12 protein-coding genes are annotated in these 16266 nt (G+C 74.6%); 9 read left to right on the top strand and 3 right to left on the bottom strand.

What is annotated here, in order from left to right; translation table 11 throughout:
* Positions 1–23: 23 nt before the first annotated feature.
* Positions 24–827, top strand: coding sequence for a hypothetical protein (locus ACFSBI_RS01145; RefSeq protein ID WP_377931349.1), 804 nt, complete (start codon positions 24–26; stop codon positions 825–827).
* Here ACFSBI_RS01145 and ACFSBI_RS01140 read toward each other — a convergent pair.
* Complete coding sequence (locus tag ACFSBI_RS01140) at positions 758–1969, bottom strand: glycosyltransferase family 4 protein (protein WP_377931348.1); 1212 nt, start codon at positions 1967–1969, stop codon at positions 758–760. The two genes, ACFSBI_RS01145 and ACFSBI_RS01140, sit on opposite strands and share 70 nt — an antisense overlap.
* Positions 1970–2227: 258 nt before the next feature.
* Between ACFSBI_RS01140 and ACFSBI_RS01135 the strand changes: the two genes are divergently transcribed.
* The 6 genes from ACFSBI_RS01135 to ACFSBI_RS01110 all read left to right on the top strand — a co-directional run bounded on the left by ACFSBI_RS01135 (position 2228) and on the right by ACFSBI_RS01110 (position 9263).
* On the top strand, positions 2228–3382 hold the full coding sequence (locus tag ACFSBI_RS01135; protein ID WP_377931347.1) for a glycosyltransferase: 1155 nt from the start codon (positions 2228–2230) through the stop codon (positions 3380–3382).
* A 68-nt stretch (positions 3383–3450) separates the two neighbouring features.
* Positions 3451–4746 (top strand): polysaccharide biosynthesis protein, encoded by a 1296-nt coding sequence (locus ACFSBI_RS01130; protein ID WP_377931346.1) that lies wholly within the window; start codon positions 3451–3453, stop codon positions 4744–4746.
* Positions 4743–6320 carry a flavin-containing monooxygenase gene (locus tag ACFSBI_RS01125; protein WP_377931345.1) on the top strand — a complete coding sequence of 526 codons (1578 nt, stop codon included), beginning with the start codon at positions 4743–4745 and terminating at the stop codon, positions 6318–6320. The genes ACFSBI_RS01130 and ACFSBI_RS01125 overlap by 4 nt, the downstream gene beginning before the upstream one ends.
* Positions 6321–6368: 48 nt before the next feature.
* Positions 6369–7958: a right-handed parallel beta-helix repeat-containing protein gene (locus ACFSBI_RS01120; RefSeq protein ID WP_377931344.1), complete on the top strand. Its 1590-nt coding sequence runs from the start codon at positions 6369–6371 to the stop codon at positions 7956–7958.
* Between the two features lie 79 nt (positions 7959–8037).
* Positions 8038–8256 carry an acyl carrier protein gene (locus ACFSBI_RS01115; protein WP_377931343.1) on the top strand — a complete coding sequence of 73 codons (219 nt, stop codon included), beginning with the start codon at positions 8038–8040 and terminating at the stop codon, positions 8254–8256.
* A 2-nt stretch (positions 8257–8258) separates the two neighbouring features.
* Complete coding sequence (locus ACFSBI_RS01110) at positions 8259–9263, top strand: 3-oxoacyl-ACP synthase III family protein (RefSeq protein ID WP_377931342.1); 1005 nt, start codon at positions 8259–8261, stop codon at positions 9261–9263.
* 174 nt (positions 9264–9437) lie between these two features.
* On the opposite strand, the gene ACFSBI_RS01105 is transcribed toward ACFSBI_RS01110, so the two are convergent.
* Positions 9438–10589: a hypothetical protein gene (locus tag ACFSBI_RS01105; RefSeq protein WP_377931341.1), complete on the bottom strand. Its 1152-nt coding sequence runs from the start codon at positions 10587–10589 to the stop codon at positions 9438–9440.
* A gap of 83 nt (positions 10590–10672) precedes the next feature.
* Positions 10673–11950 carry an acyltransferase family protein gene (locus ACFSBI_RS01100; protein WP_377931340.1) on the bottom strand — a complete coding sequence of 426 codons (1278 nt, stop codon included), beginning with the start codon at positions 11948–11950 and terminating at the stop codon, positions 10673–10675.
* Positions 11951–12135: 185 nt separating this feature from the next.
* On the opposite strand from ACFSBI_RS01100, the gene ACFSBI_RS01095 reads away from it, so the two are divergent.
* Together ACFSBI_RS01095 and ACFSBI_RS01090 are read left to right on the top strand one after the other, a co-directional pair.
* Positions 12136–14448: a glycosyltransferase family 2 protein gene (locus ACFSBI_RS01095; RefSeq protein WP_377931339.1), complete on the top strand. Its 2313-nt coding sequence runs from the start codon at positions 12136–12138 to the stop codon at positions 14446–14448.
* Positions 14445–15980 (top strand): chitinase, encoded by a 1536-nt coding sequence (locus ACFSBI_RS01090; RefSeq protein WP_377931338.1) that lies wholly within the window; start codon positions 14445–14447, stop codon positions 15978–15980. The genes ACFSBI_RS01095 and ACFSBI_RS01090 overlap by 4 nt, the downstream gene beginning before the upstream one ends.
* Positions 15981–16266: the final 286 nt, after the last annotated feature.

The following is a 16266-nucleotide window of genomic DNA, read 5'->3' as shown; positions in this document are numbered from 1 at the left end:
GCTGCTCCGAATACGGTCGAGCCGTGGCTGCGATCGATCCGGTGGAGTCGCGACGGCGGCGCATCGCCGACTTCGCGACCTGGTGCGTCGACAGCGGCCGGGGCAGCGTCCGACCGTGGCTCCGCCGGCCGGTGACCGCCCTCCGCGTGGTCGCGGATGCCCGTCGCCTGCCCGTCCTCGACGCGAGGCTGTCGACGTCGAGGGAGGCCGACCTGATCCGTCGGGGTCTGACACGCACCCGACGCACGTTCACCGCGGTCGACTCGCTCGCCGGCGTGCTCGCGCTGCCCACGACGCTCGAGGGGTACGTGCAGACGCCCGCCCGCCGTCCGGTGCGCCGCAAGGTGCGGGTCGCGCACAGGGTGCCGGTCACCTGGCGCCCGGTGTCCGACGAGGCCGAGCGGCGAGCGCTGCTCGAGCTGGCCGATGCGCGCGAGCGCATCCACCCGGACGAGCAGTACCGCCACGAGGTCCCCGACCTCGGCGACCTGCTCGACGTGCGCCTCTGGCTGGTGGCCGAGGGGCCGGAGGGCGCGCTGATGCTCGTCGTGATCCCGGTCGACGGCGAGTGGGCGACGCTGCGCTACTTCCGCACCCTCGTCGACGGCGACGCCGCATCGGTCGCGCGCTACCTGATGACCGAGGTGCTGGTCGGACAGCTGATCGAACGCGGCGTCCGGCATCTCGCCGACACCGAGAGCCCCTTCGTGCTGCCGAACGGGCTGCGGCACTTCCAGCGGATGGTCGGCTTCGAGCTCTACCGCGTGCGGCTGCGTCCCGGGGCCGCATCGGAGGCGCCGGTCGCCTCGCCGTACAGCGTCGCGTAGCGCTCGGCGACCGAGTCCCAGCCGAAGCGCGGCAGCACGTGGTCGCGCGCGGCCCCGCGGATGCGCGTCAGCTCGGCCGGCTGCGCGAAGAGCGCCACGACCGCGTCGGCGATCGCGCTCGGCGAGCGGTCGCTGCTGACCAGCAGCTCGCTGAGCCCCTCGACCACCTCGGCGTTCGCGCCGACGGGGGTCACGAGCGCGGCCGTGCCCGAGGCGAGCGCCTCCGCGGTGGTGAGCCCGAAGCCCTCGAGCTCCTGGGTCGGCGTCACGACGAGGTCGGCCGCGCGGTACTCCTCGACCAGGTCGGCGTCGGGGATGCGGCCGAGCAGCCGCACCTGCTCGCGGAGCCCGAGGCGTTCGATCAGGGCCTCGAGCCGCTCGCGCCGCGCGCCGCTGCCGGCGATCCGGAGCCGGGCACCTGGCAGCGCGGCGAGGATCGCGGGCATCGCCTCGATCAGCTGGTCGATGCCCATCCGGTCGACCAGCCGCCGCGCGGTGAAGAGGCGGGGCCCCTCCGGCCCGCCGGCCGGCGAGCCCGCGGGCCGGAACCGCTCCCCGTCGATGCCGCCGGGCACGAGCCGGTGCCGGGCGGGGTCGACCCCGAGCGCGATCGCCTCGTCCCGGACGAAGCGGCTGAGCGTGATCACGAGCCGCGCGCGCCGCAGCAGCAGCCCCTCCATCCGGCGGAACAGCGCGACGCCCGCGCGGCCGAGCGGCGCGGGGAGGAAGTAGGCGTCGTGGCGCTCGGGGAGGATCTCCCGCCAGACGGGCGCATGGAACGTGTAGACGTACGGGACGCCGAGCAGCATCGGCACGAGCGCCGGCACCGGGTGGTGGACGTGCACGACGACGTCCTCACGGCCCGCTCCGGCGCGGCGCAGCAGGCGGCGCACGTCCGCCGCCACGACCAGGGGGTAGAGGGGCACGAAGAGCGGGTTGCGCTTGGACGGCACGCGGTAGCGGGCCGTGATCACCCCGTCGTGCCCGGTCTCGTGCAGCGGCAGCTCCGGGCGGACCCGCTTGCCGATGACCAGGACCTGGTCGCCGCGCGCCTGCAGCGCTTCGGCGAGCTCGCGGACGTACCGCTCGAGGCCGCCCAGCTTGTCGGGGGCCACCGCGTTGGTGAGCATCACGATCCGCACGGTTCCTCCTGACGGACGCGGCCGCCGCGGGGCGGGTGGGACGCGGCGTCGACCTCGAGCGTGCACCACGGATCGCGACGGCATGACGTGGAGCGGACCCCCCAGTCCGGGTCAGAACGCGCAGGCCCTCTGGCGCTGGGAGATCGCCGGGAAATAACCTGCCCGGGTCGGCAGCGTACCCGCGCAGCTGCCCAGCACGTCGACGCACCCACCCACCGCGCCGTACCCGAACGGCGATGCACCCTCCCCGAGGCACTCGTGTCCATCACTCGCGACCCCGCGCACCGCGGCTCCGCTCCACTGATCCTGCACGTCACCGAGGCGATGGGGGGCGGGCTGGAGGACGCGGTCAACGACTTCGTCCGGTCCGCACCCGGCTACCGCCACGCCCTGCTCTACACGCGGCGCGGCGCCTTCGGGACGGCCGAGCAGCGGCCCGGTCTGGTCGAGGTGATCGACGCCGGCCGAGGCGTCCGATCCCTCCGTCGCGTCTACGGCTCGACCGTGCGCCGGCTGGCGCCGGACGTCATCCACCTCCACTCGGCCTGGGCGGGCCTGATCGGCCGGCTGCAGACGCGGGGCCCGCGGAGCGCGCCGATCGTCTACTCGCCGCACAGCTACTTCTTCGACCGCCGCGACCTGTCCGCGCCGGCGCGGCTGACGGCACGGCTGCTCGAGCGCGTGCTCAGCGCACGCACCGACCTCACCGCCGCCGTGAGCCCGTTCGAGGCGGAGACCGCTCGCCGGCTCGGCAGCGGCGCCGAGTACATCCCGAACATCGCCCGCCTGCCCCGCGACCTGCGGTGGGCGGGCGGGACCGGGGCCAAGGAGGTCGTGCTGGTGGGCCGGGTCACGGCCCAGAAGGACCCCGCGTTCCTGCTCGCGATGCTGCCGCACCTCGACGCCGACGTGCGGCTCACCTGGGTCGGCGCAGGAGACGCTGCGACGGAGGACCGACTCCGCGCCGCAGGCGTCCGCGTGACGGGCTGGGTGCCGCGCTCCGAGTGCCTGACGCTCATGGCCTCCGCCGACGCCTACCTGCACACCGCGGCGTGGGAGGGCAGCCCGATCACGCTGCTCGAGGCGGCGGTGCTCGGCGTGCCCGTGGTCGCCCGGGCGATCCCGGCGCTCGACTCGCTCGGCTTCGACCCGCGCCTGCGCACCCCGCGCGCCGTCGCGCTCGCCCTGACCGAGCTGCTGGCGGGCGGCGTCGCTCCCGTCGCGCCCTCGGCGCCTTCGCCGCAGGAACAGGCGGACGCCATCGGCCGCGCCTACGCCCGCGTGCTGCGTGGTCCGCTCCGCAGCGAGCAGCCCGTGCCCGTGCCCGTGCCCGTTTCCGTCGAGCCGACCGCGACCCGCTCCTCGGTCCGGCGCCCCGAAGAGGGAGTCCCGGCAGGACGGTCGCGGTCCTAGCGTCGCGACAGCGCATGCGTCGAACAGAGGTGGACGAGCCGGGTGATCGGCCCGGGAAGGAGGCCGGCATGGCCGGTGGTGCCCGCTGGGCCTCCCGCCTGTCCGGCTTCGTCCTCGCGACCGCGCTGACCGGGATCGTCGGCTTCGCGACGATCCCGGCGCTGATCGCCGCGAGCGGCGCGGGGGAGTGGTCCCTGATCGCCTTCGGGCAGGCCGTCGGCGTGCTCGGCACCGTGCTGATCGGCTGGGGCTGGGCGGTGTCGGGCGCGGCCGAGGCGGCGCTCGCGACCGAGGAGGAGTCGGACGCGCTGCTGCTGCGCTCGATCGCCATCCGGCTGCTGCTCGTGCCGCCCGTCGCGCTCGTCGGCGGCGGCATCGCGCTCCTGCTCGCGCCCCACGATCCCTGGCTCGCCGCGATGAGCGCGGTCGCGTACAGCCTGAACGGCATGACCGCCGCCTGGTTCTACACAGGGATCCGCGCGCCCCGGCTGCTCGTGCTGCGCGAGGTGCTGCCCCGCTGCGGGGCGATCGTCATCGGCCTGGTCGTCTGCGCGCTGCTGCACTCGGCCTACCCGTTCCCGCCGCTGATGGCGGCGGGGGTGCTGCTCGGCGTGGTGCTGAACGTGCGCGGGGCGGGGGGCTCCTTCGTCGGGCTCCTCCGCCGGCACGGGCGGGCGCCGCTGCCGGAGCTGCGCCGCCAGCTGCCTGCGCTCTGGTCGATGCTGGTGTCGACCTCCTACGTCGCCTCCCCGATGATCCTCGTCGGCGTGCTCGCGCCGCAGGCGCTCGTCGTCTACGCCCTGGCCGACCGCCTGTACCGCACCGCGAACATGGCCGGCCTGCCGATCCTCAACCTGCTGCAGGGGTCCATCCCCGCGCACGACCCGGACGTCTTCCGTCGCCGCGTGCTCCGCGGCCTCCGCACGCTGCTGGTCCTCGGCCTGACTGGTGCCGTCGCCTTCGCAGTCGGTGCGCCGCTCGTCGCCCCGCTGCTCACGAACGGCGAGTACGGCCTGCCCGTCGACCTGACGATCGCCTTCGGCGTCACCCTGATGGCCAGCTACTTCTCGCAGGTGCTCGGGCTCTCCGTGCTGGTCGCGCTCGGGCGCGTGCGCTCGGTCGCGATCAGCTCCACCGTCGCCGCCGTCGTCGGCGTGCCGGTGCTGGTGCTCGGCACGATCCACTTCGGCGCGACGGGAGCGGCGGCCGGCGTCGCGCTCGCCGAGGTCGCGGTCACGCTCTACCAGCTCTGGGCGCTGCGCGACGGGCTGCGCGGCCTGCGGCGCAGCCCGCGGACGCTCAGCGTCGACGCCCCGACCGACCGTCTCGCCGGCGCCGCGGGCCCCCAGGGGGAGGCGGCATGACCGACACCCTCACCCCGGTCGACGACGTCGTCTCGGACTCGAGCTCACCCCGCCTGCGCGTCGCGATCATCGGCGCGGGCGTCTCGGGGGTGGTCGCGGCCCGCACCCTCACCGCGGTCGGCGCCGAGGTGACCGTGTTCGAGCAGGCGCCCGACGTCGGCGGCGTCTGGAGCGCCTCCCGCGCCTACCCCGGCATCGCGACGCAGGACGACCGGCACAGCTACACCTACAGCGGCCGGCGCATGCCGCCCACCGCTGCGGAGCACCCCGCGGGCGCCGACGTGCGCCGGTACCTCGCGGACCACCTCCACGAGGGCGTGCCCGCTTCGCAGGTGCGGCTGTCGACCCGCGTGCTGCGCGCCGACCGGCTGCCCGACGGCACGTGGCGCATCGACAGCGAGGGCCCGGACGGGCAGAGGTCCGAGGACTTCGACTGGCTGGTGGCCGCCAACGGCGTCTTCTCGCGTCCGCACGTGCCCGACTGGGCCGGACGAACCGAGTTCGAGGCCGCGGGCGGCCGGGTGCTGGCGCCGGGGCGGCTGGGCGACGGCGCCGCGCTCGAGGTCGCGCGCACGGTGGTCGTCGGCTGGGGCAAGACCGCCTGCGACGTCGCCGCGCACGCCGCGACCCGCAGCGCGTCGACCGCGGTGATCGCGCGGACGCTGACCTGGAAGTACCCGAAGCGCCTCGGCCTCGCGGGCCTGACCTTCCACCACCTGGTGCTGACCCGGGCCGGGGAGCGGCTGATCGGCACCCGCTACCGCTCCTCGACCGGCCGGCTGCTGCTGCGGCGGGTCCCGGAGCGCCTGCCCCGCGTGCTGCTCGGTCGCGTCATCGCGCGGGCCGTCGACCGCACCTCGAACCTCTCGGCGCTCGGGCTGCTGCCGGACACGGAGATCCGCACGTCGAACAGCCTCGTCACCGACGGCTTCTTCGAGGGTGTCGCCGACGGGCGCATCCGCGTGCACCGCGAGCGGTCCGTCGCCCGGCTGGGCGCCGACGAGCAGGGACCGTTCGTCGAGCTGTCCGACGGCACCCGGCTCCCCTCCGACGTCGTGGTCGCCGCGACCGGGTACGAGCAGGGCGTCGACTTCCTCGCGCCGGCCGTGCTGGAGCGCGCGACGACGCCGGACGGTGCGCTGCTGCTGCACGAGCGGGTGCTCGCGGTCGACGTGCCGAACCTCGCCTTCATCGGGTGGGCGCACACCTTCCGCAGCCCGCTGACCAGCGAGATCGCGGCCGCGTGGCTGGCGGGGGTGGTCACCGGCGCCGTCCGGCTCCCGAGCGCGTCGCGGATGCGGCGTGCCGCGGCCCCCTTCCCGGTCGCCACGGAGCGCGCCCCCGAGCGCCGGACCACCGCGCTGCCCCCCGTCAACCTGCGGGACCTCGACCGGGTGCTCGCCTCCCTCGGTGTCGCGCTGCCGAGGTCCGTGCGCCGCCGCCAGCTGCTGCACCCGATGGACCCCGCCGACTACGCGGAGGCGCTGCGGACGGCGCTCGCACGCATGCCGTCCCTGCAGCGCGCCCGCCCCGAGGCCGCCGATGGCCGAGCCCGTCGATCTTCCGCCGGTTGAGCCGGGCGCCCCGCGCCCGTGTCGAGACCACCCCGGCCGGCTGACCCCATGACCCCGGATCAGGACCGCCGCCGCACCGTCGCCCAGCTCCTCGCAGCAGCGGCGGCGTTCGGCGGCGCCGCGGGCACCCTCGCGGCCGGCGCCCGCGCCCCCGAACCCGTCGTCAGCACCAGCGCGGGCGCGATCCTGCTGCAGGGCGACGGCATCGACCCGACGGGCGCCGCCGACAGCCGTGCCGCCGTCCAGGCGGTCCTCGACGCCGCACCCGTCGGCGCGACGATCGTCAACCCCTCCGGCAGCGTGCTCCGCCTCGGCGGCGGGCTCACCGTCCGCGCCGCGCACACGCGGCTGACGGGTTCCGGCGAGTGGCGCTTCGTCGCAGGCGGGGACTACGGCGTCGACCCGGAGGGGCAGAACGGCTTCGTCGACGTCCGCGCGGACCACTGCTGGGTCGACGGGATCCGCGCGACGAACCCGGACGGCGTGCTGAACCGCGGCCTCTGCTTCCTCGCCGACTTCGGCCGCGTGACCGGTAGCACGCTCGAGGGCTTCGGGCAGGGCATCACGATCTCGCCCGCCGGCGAGTTCCACGACTTCGTCGTCAGCGGCAACCACGTCCTCGACGTCCTCGGCCGCGGCGGCGGCCCGAGCGACACCAGCAGAGCGGGGGAGGACTACGGCGACGGCATCGTCTGCTGGGGCGCCTCGGCCACCGTCACCGGCAACGTCGTGACCGCGCAGCGGGGACGCGACGCCCGCATCGGGATCCACGCCGAGGGCCTCGACGACCAGCGCCGGACCGAGTGGACGCACGACCACCGGATGGTCGTGATCGCGGGCAACGTGATCCACGGGCCGTTCCGCCGCGGGATCGTGTCGGAGGAGGTGCACCACATCGCGATCACGGGCAACGCGGTCGCGGATGCGACCTGGTGGTCGATCGCGCTGATCGGCGCGGACTCCGGCACCGTCGTCGGCAACACCCTGCGGTACACGCGCACCGCGGCGGACACGCAGGGCTCCGCGTGGGGTCCGGTGCACGCGGCCATCACGCTCTACGGGATCGACGCGGCCCGCCCGGTGCGCGACGCGGTCGTGGCGGACAACACGATCGACGTGCCGCGCGGCGCGACGGCCGACGCGGGCGTCGCGGTGCTCGGCAACGTCGGCGACGCGGTCGCCGCCCGCGGCTGCCGCATCGCCGGCAACCGGATCCGCGCCGAGGGCGAGCTGCAGCACGGCGTCTTCGCGCGCCAGCCGAGCGAGGACCTCGAGGTCGCCTCGAACCGCGTCGAGGGCGCGACGACGACCGGGGTGCGGCTGCAGTCCCCGAGCGGCGCGCAGGTGCGGCAGAACACGGTCGTCGGCGCGGGCGGCGGGCTCGGCGTGGACGTCGAGGGCGGCACCGGCCTGCTCTGCGACGCGAACACCGTCCGGGCGGTCGGGACGGCCGTCCACGCAGCGGGGTGCGCGGCCGGCACCCTCATCCGCGACAACGTGCTCCGTGCCGGCGGCATCGGTGTCGACGCCGCCGGCACCACCGGCGCGGTCGTCTGCGACCGCAACCTCGTCACCGCGCCCACCCCGTACACCGGTCTCCCGCCGAGCACGACGGGTGACGCCGCCCCCGCTGGTTGAGTCCGTCGAACCCGCTCACCACCCGCCTGCCGCGAAGCACCACGGGCGATACTGGGGTGGACCGAGGAGAGGAAGGCCGATGCCGAGCCAGGCCGAGCTGAACGACGTGGTGGCGGAGATCCTCGAGCTGCCGCAGGACGACGTCACCGACGGCGCCGACCTGGAGGAGCTCGGCTGGGACTCGCTGTCGAACATGACCTTCATCTCGATCGCCGACGAGCGGTACCGGACGCTGATCGACCCGCAGGCGCTCGCCCGGAGCGAGACCCCGGCGGACCTGCTGAAGCTCTTCGGCTGATCGTGCCCGCCGCGATCGCCGCGATCGGCGTCCACCTGCCGGAGCGCGTGCTGACGAACGAGGACCTCGCCGCCGAGTTCCCCGACTGGACGGTGGCGAAGATCGCCGGCAAGACCGGGATCGACGGGCGGCACATCGCCGCCGACGACGAGTTCTCCTCCGACCTCGCCGTCGGTGCCGTCCGGGCGCTGCAGCGGGACCACGACGTCGACCTGTCGACGATCGACCACCTGATCGTCGTGACCCAGACCCCGGACCACCCGATGCCCGCGGTCTCGTCGATCGTGCACGGCGCGCTCGGCCTGCCGACCGACTGCGGCACGGTCGACCTGGCGCTCGGCTGCTCGGGCTACGTGCACGGCCTCGGGCTCGCGTCGGCGCTGCTCGACGCCGGGCAGGCGTCCCGCGTCCTGCTCGTCACCGCGGACACGTACAGCAGGCTGCTCAACCCCGCGGACCGCGGCGTCCGCACGATCTTCGGCGACGGCGCGACCGCGACCCTGCTCGAGCCCGCGGCGCCCGGCAGGGGCGCCTCCGCGTTCGTCTACGGCAGCGAGGGCAGCGGCGGCGGTGCGCTCTGCGTGCCCGGTGGCGGCCTGCGGGACGGCGGGCTGCCGGAGGCGGCCGACCCGGCCCGGCGCGGCCTGACCGCGAGCGGCGCGGACCTCTACATGGACGGGCCTGCGGTGTTCGAGTTCACGCTGCGGGTCGTCCCGCCGGCGGTCGAGCGGGTGCTGGCGAAGGCGGGTGTCGAGCGCGATGCGATCGACACGTGGGTCTTCCACCAGGCGAACGCGTTCATGCTCGGCCACCTGCGACGGAAGCTCGGGGTGCCTGAGGACCGGTTCGTGGTCGACCTCGCGGACGTCGGCAACACCGTCTCCTCGACGATCCCGATCGCGCTCGCGAGGGCGAAGGACCGCGGAGCGCTGGCCGAGGGCAGCCGCTCCCTCCTCCTGGGCTTCGGCGTCGGCCTCGCCTGGTCCGGCGCGATCATCGACTGGTAGCCCCTCTCGCCTTCGCCCCGCCTCCTCCCGCCGGTCGAGGTGCGAGCGCAGCGAGCCTCGAGATGACTTTCCCCTCTTCGCTGGTTGAGGTGCGGAGCGCAGCGGAGCCTCGAAACCACCCTGCCCCTCCCGCTGGTCGAGGTGCGAGCGCAGCGAGCCTCGAGACCACCCCCGCTAGCTGTCCTGTCCCGCGCGCTCCCGCACGATCCTGCGGAACGCGTCCTCGAACCGGTCGAGGTCGAACCGCCCGCTCGTGCTGTGCACGGAGACGTGCACCGCGTCCTTCGTCTGCCAGGCGAAGCCGAACGTCGGGGAGCCCCCGATGGAGGTCGCGAGCGCCGCTCGCACGGGCACCGGGAAGGCCCGTTGCGTCGCCGCGAGGGTGAGCACGACCTCCTCACCCGCGACCGGCCGCCGGCCGAGGGCGCTGCGCAGCAGCCATCCCGTCGTCGACCACACGAGCGACAGGGCCTGCCCGGGGCCCTTCATGGCGACGAGCCGCGCTGCCAGCGCTCCGGGCGCCCACTGGTCGCCGTGCAGGGTGCCGATCTGCTCCCGCCCGATGAAGTTGCCGTCGACGCGGCCGTCGACGAGGTGCCGCAGGTCCGTCGTCATCCACACGGGGACGTCGCCGTCGCCGACCTGCACCTCGCGCAGCGCGGTGACGATCAGCCCGGCGATTCGGCTGAGCAGCGTCGGCCGGCCGGCGCGGTCCGGCTCGCGGTACCGGCGGATCGCCACGAGGTCGGCGCGGTCGAGGGCGAAGGCGGCGGTCGAGGTCCGCGGCACGATCGTCGCCCCCTCCGCGGGCGCTGCGCCCGGGTCGCGGTGCCGACGCGCGTCCACGAACCGGCGCACGTCGGCGAGGCGCACGCGCCGCAGCGCGGCCCGGACCGGCGCGCGCGCCGCGACCGGCTCGGGCGCGAGCGGCAGCCCTGCGGCCGCGTCGAGCAGGTCGTGGACCAGCTCGAGCGAGGCGGTGCCGTCGTAGACGGCGTGCGCGGTGGCGACGACGCAGCGGTCGCCGGAGCGGGTCAGCGCGAAGGGCAGGCCGTGCAGCCCCGCCGCGTGGGCAGCCGCGATCAGGTCGGGATCCGAGAGCCCGGCCGGCAGGTCGCGCACGTTGCGCGGCACCGCGGACTCGGCGCGCGCGGCGGGGGAGAAGCGCGGTCGCAGGACCGGCCCGGGCCAGCGGCGTCGCGCAGCGGTGCGCGCACGGACGACGGTGCGTGCTGCGGCGGGCAGCGCATCGAGCGTCGCCTCGTCGAGCCCGGCGACCAGGAACACGGACACCAGCGGTTCGAAGAGCACGTCGCGGTACGCCATCGGTGACCTCCTCGCCTGCCCGGGTGTCCTCGAGTCTTCCTCACGGTCGGCTCGTGCTCAGCGTGCCGGTCACGAGCGACGGCTCAGCGCAGCGCCGGCTCTTCGGCCGTCGCCGGTCGCGCGACGGCAGCACCGCGGACGACCACGGGCACGGAGCTGGTGACGGGAGGCCCATCAGCGCGGGTCCGCTGCGACTGCACGAGCTCGCGGGACGCGGCCGCCACGGCCTTCCCGGCGCGGCGGGCCAGCCGGTGGAACGGCTGCTCGACGATCCAGGCGAAGAGGACGGCGGCGAGCAGCGCGAGCGGGATGGCGATCGCGATCGACACGGCGGTCGGGACGTGGTGCCGCACGAGCAGGAAGCGCACGGCGATGACGATCGGTTCGTGCACCAGGTAGAGGCTGAACGAGATCCGGCCGAGCCACTGGAGCAGGCGGGTGTCGAGCAGCCGGACGGCGGGACGCCAGAACGCGGCCGCGAGCAGCAGCGCCACGACGCCGGGTACCGCGATCCACGACATCCGCTCGGCGCGCCCTGCGGACACGCCGAGGCCCTGTGCGCTCCACACCGCGCTGGTGCACAGCAGCGCCGCCAGCACCACGACGGGCCACGCCCAGCGGCGGGTCGACATCCGCCGACCGAGCCGCGCGACGCGGTCCCACAGCCCGACCAGCACCGCGCCGATCGCGAACATCGCGAGGTAGAACATCGCCTTGCCGGAGTAGAAGGATCCGAGCACGAGTGCCGCGGTGACGACGGCGAGGACCGTCCTCGGACGGCGCCGCACCAGCAGCGCGATGGCCACGAAGAACGGCAGGAACGCGGAGAAGAGCATCTCCCACTGCAGCGACCACAGGGGGCTGACCGTGCCGGAGGACCCGTCGACGAGCACGAGGTCCTTCAGCACGTCTCCGACGCTCACCGTGTTCGGCCGCGAGTTCATCCAGTGCCCGAGCACGTGGTCGTTGAACCGCGGCACGAGCAGCGTCAGGACCAGGCCGAAGGCGAGCGCGGCGGCGACCGGACCGTAGATCCGCACGATGCGGCGCGGGTAGAAGGCGACCCAGTCGAACCCGGGGCTGCGGAGCGCGGGCAGCGTCACGACGACGCCGCTCAGCACGAAGAAGAGGAACACCGCCTCCCTGCCCGCCCACGCGAGGTGGAGGGGGGAGTAGGCGAGCCACCACGCGAGGGTGCCCTCGGGCACGGAGGCACCGGAGTCGGCGTAGGCGCGGGCCAGCAGCGGCACGGTGAGCAGCGCGTGGTGCACGAGCACGACGACCGCCGCGACGCCGCGCAGCCCGTCGAGGGAGCTGAGGCGCTCCGGCAGTGCGGGGCTCAGCGGACGAGCGGGTGCCATGTCCCACAGCCCAGCAGAGGCTCGCGCGAGCAGGAGGAGGCGGCCGGGCGTGTCCCCCGAACGGGGGACCGGCGCGATCGGGAGCACCCCCGGAACGGGGTCTGGTCGGCAGCGGCCGGCTCCAGCAGCCTGGATGAGCGCGGACCACCCATCCGTGCAGCCCCCAGCCCGAGGTCTCCACCCCCATGCGAACCCCTCTGCAGGGGCGCGCTCCCGGGCGCCCCGCGACCAGTCCTTCCGCCGCCACTCCGCGCCGCATCCGCCGGCAGTGGGGCTCCGAGCGCAGCCGCGCGGCGCTGCCGATGGTGCCGCCGCGCCCCTCCGACCGCCGGATCACGCTGAGCCGCCTCGCGCCGGTGGTCACCGTGCTGCTCTGGCTCGCCTACCTCGTGACGACCGTGCTGCAGGAGTTCCTGAACCACGGCCAGCTCGGCTTCCGCTTCACGATGGAGGAGATCAGCTACGTCCTCGTCGTGACGCTGCTGACCTTCTCCGCGCTCATGTACCTGGTGCAGCGCAAGGGCGCGCTGGAGCGGTTCCGCGACCACCACCGCGCGCCGCGTGCGGAGCTGGACCGGCACTTCGCCGGCCGCAGCGGCTCGATGACGGTGCTCGTGCCCTCCTACGCGGAGGAGACGGAGGTGATTCGCACGACGCTGCTGTCGGCGGTGCTGCAGGAGTACGACGGTCTGCGGGTCGTGCTGCTGGTCGACGACCCGCCCTTCCCGACCGCCCCGGCGGTGCGCGAGCGCCTGGACGCGACGCGCGCCCTGCCCGGTCGGCTGCAGGCCCTGCTCGCCGAGCCGCTGACGATCGCGCGGGAGGCGGCGGCCCGGTTCGGGCTGCAGGTCGACCTGGACGGCCGGGCCGACGCGGCGCTGCTGCGGCCGCTCGCGGACGCCTACTCGGCGTGCGCGGCCTGGCTGCACGCGCAGGCCGACCGCGAGGACGTCGCCGACCACGTGGGCGAGTTCTTCGCCGAGCGGGTGCTGCGCGACCTCGCCCGCGACCTGCAGGTCACGGTCGACGCGCTCGAGGCCGCGATGGGGGAGGGCGCGAGCCTGCCCGTCGAGCGGGCCGCGGAGCTGCACCAGCGGCTGCTGCGCGTCTTCGCCTGCGAGCTCGAGGTCTTCGAGCGGAAGCGGTACGCGAACCTGTCGCACGAGGCGAACAAGGCGATGAACCTGAACGCCTACCTCGGCCTGATGGGCGGCGCCTACCGCACCGTGCAGACCCCGGAGGGCCCGGCGCTCGTGCCGGCCGGCGCGCGGCGGGCCGAGCTGCTCGTGCCCGACGCGGAGTACGTGCTGACCCTCGACGCGGACTCGGTGCTGCTGCGGGAGTACTGCCTGCGGCTCGTGCACCTGATGGAGCAGCCGGGGAACGAGCGGGTCGCGGTCGTGCAGACCCCGTACTCCTCGTTCCGCGGCGCTCCGACCCGCCTGGAGCGGCTCGCGGCGGCGACGACCGACCTGCAGCACATCCTCCACCAGGGCATGACGGCGCACGGCGCCACGTTCTGGGTCGGCGCGAACGCGGTGATCCGCAAGCGCGCGCTCGCCGACATTGAGGAGGTGGGGACCGAGCGCGGGCACGTGGTCCGCCGGTACATCCAGGACCGCACGGTGATCGAGGACACGGAGTCGAGCCTCGACCTCGTGTCGCACGGCTGGTCGCTCGTGAACTACCCGGAGCGCCTCAGCTACTCCGCCACCCCGCCGGACTTCGGGGCGCTGGTCGTGCAGCGGCGCCGCTGGGCGAACGGCGGGCTGCTGATCCTGCCCAAGCTGGCGCGCGAGGTGCTGCGCCGTCGGCGGCAGGGGGAGTCGCCCCGCCCAGTCGAGGTGCTGATTCGCGTCAACTACATGGCGTCGATCGCGTGGGCGAGCTTCGGCCTGGTCTTCCTGCTCGCGTACCCCTACGACAGCCGGCTGCTGAGCCCGATCATCGTGCTCGCGGCGCTGCCGTACTTCCTCGCGCAGGCGTCGGACCTGAAGGCGTGCGGCTACAAGCGCAGCGACGTGCTGCGGATCTACGGCTTCAACCTGATCCTGCTGCCGGTGCAGCTGGCCGGGGTGCTGAAGAGCCTGCAGCAGGCCGTGACGGGCAAGAAGATCCCGTTCGCCCGCACCCCGAAGGTGAAGAACCGGACCGCGACGCAGGCGCTCTACGTGCTGTCGCCGCTGCTGGTCGTCGGCTTCTCCGTCTTCACAGCGGTGCGGGACGCGCGGCTGGAGCACTGGCCGAACGTCGCGTTCGCGTCGTTCAACGCCCTGCTCGCGCTCTACGCGGTCGTCGCCTTCATCGGCGTCGGGCACGGGATCGCGGACGTCGCACGCGGCTTCGTCGGCCTGTTCCTCGTGGAGCGCGAGCCGGAGCGCCGCGCTGAGGAGACGGCGGCGGACGCGTCCGTCGACTGGGAGGGCCTGCTGTACCACGGGGCGCCGGGGCTGCCCGCGCCCGTGCTGACCGGAGTGGTGAAGGAGGCGCAGCGATGAGCGTCATGGAGGGCAAGCGCCTGTCGGCGCCCCGGGTCGTGCTGGGTGTCGCGGTCGCCTCCGCGCTCGCCGCGGGCGGCGTGGTCGGCACGCAGTGGTGGTCGGCCCGCGCCGACACCCCGCACGCCGCGCCGTGGACCGCCGGCTACGTCGACGTCACGGCGACCCCGACCTACGCGTTCGAGGAGGGCCGCTCCGCGGACCACCGCGACGTCGTCCTGTCGTTCGTGGTCGCGGGGAAGGGCGGCGGCTGCACGCCCACGTGGGGCACCGCCTACACGATGGACGAGGCCGCGGACCGGCTCGACCTCGACCGCCGCATCGCGCGGCTGCGGCAGCAGGGCGGCGATCTCGCCGTCTCCTTCGGCGGCCAGCGCAACCGCGAGCTCGCGATCACCTGCACCGACGCGACCGAGCTCGCCGCCGCCTACGGCGCCGTGCTCGACCGGTACGACACGGACACGATGGACCTCGACCTCGAGGGCGCGGCTCTCGCCGACGAGGCGTCCTCCGTCCGCCGCGCCGAGGCGGTCGCCGACCTGCAGCGGCAGCGCCGCGCCGCGGGGGAGTCGCTGGCGGTGTGGCTGACGCTGCCGGTCGCACCGACCGGGCTGACCGAGGAGGGCACGACCGCGGTCGACCGCTTCCTCGCCGCCGGCGTCGACCTGGCCGGCGTGAACGCGATGACGATGGACTACGGCGCCGCCCGAGGCGATGCCTCGATGCTGCGGGCCTCCGAGGACGCGCTGACGGCGGTGCAGCGCCAGCTGGGCGTGCTGTACGAGCGTCGCGGCACGCACCTGTCGGACGGCACGCTCTGGTCGAAGGTCGGCGCGACGCCGATGATCGGCCAGAACGACGTGCGCGATGAGGTGTTCACCCTCGACGACGCGAAGGCGCTGAACGCGTTCGCCCACGACCGCGGCGTCGGCCGCATGTCGTTCTGGAGCGCGAACCGCGACGCGACGTGCGGCAGCAACTACGTCGACGTCCGCATGGTCTCGACCGCGTGCAGCGGGGTGGCGCAGGGCGAGGCCACGTTCACAGACGTGCTCGGGGAGGGCTTCGACGGCGCGCTGAACGCCGGCGCGGGTGCGCGCACGACGCCGGAGCCGACCGAGACGGCGCAGCAGGACGACCCGGCGACGAGCCCGTACCCGATCTGGCAGCAGTCGGCCGCGTACCTGAAGGGCACGAAGGTGACGTGGCACCGCAGCGTCTACGTCGCGAAGTGGTGGACGCGCGGCGACCTGCCTGACGACCCGGTGCTGAACGCGTGGGAGACGCCGTGGCAGCTGGTCGGCCCGGTGCTGCCGGGCGACCGCCCCGCTCCTGCGCCGACCCTGCCCGCCGGGACGTTCCCGGAGTGGAGCGGCAAGACGGAGTACCGCAAGGGCGACCAGGTGCTGCTAGAGGGAGTGCCCTATGAGGCCAAGTGGTGGAACCAGGCTGCGTCCCCTGCGGCGGCGAGCGTCGACCCCGACGGCTCACCCTGGCGGCAGCTGACGATCGAGCAAGCGGACGCGAGGTAGGCGTCAGCCAGACGCCGATCGAATGCGCCCGCGGGCGCGTCGCGCAGCTGCGCCAAGGGCTTCTATTGAAGGAGAAGTCGACCTCGCCGAGGTCTGCAGCCCCTCGGGTTGACCCCTACCACCACCTGGCGACGAATGTTCGTCCTTGTGGTGCCCGAGCGTCCTCACTATTGTTCGGGCACCCCTCTCGCGAGCACCCACTCGCGTGAACAGCCGCGAGCGCCCACTCGCGGTCCCCCTAGCGAGCACCCACTCGCGCCCAGGAGTACCCGTGACCTCCCCCCGT

This window comes from Amnibacterium endophyticum (assembly GCF_042680685.1).
In the GTDB taxonomy this organism is placed as follows: domain Bacteria; phylum Actinomycetota; class Actinomycetes; order Actinomycetales; family Microbacteriaceae; genus Amnibacterium; species Amnibacterium endophyticum.
Note: the sequence above shows the minus strand (reverse complement) of the source record. Positions and strands in the feature narration are given on the sequence as shown.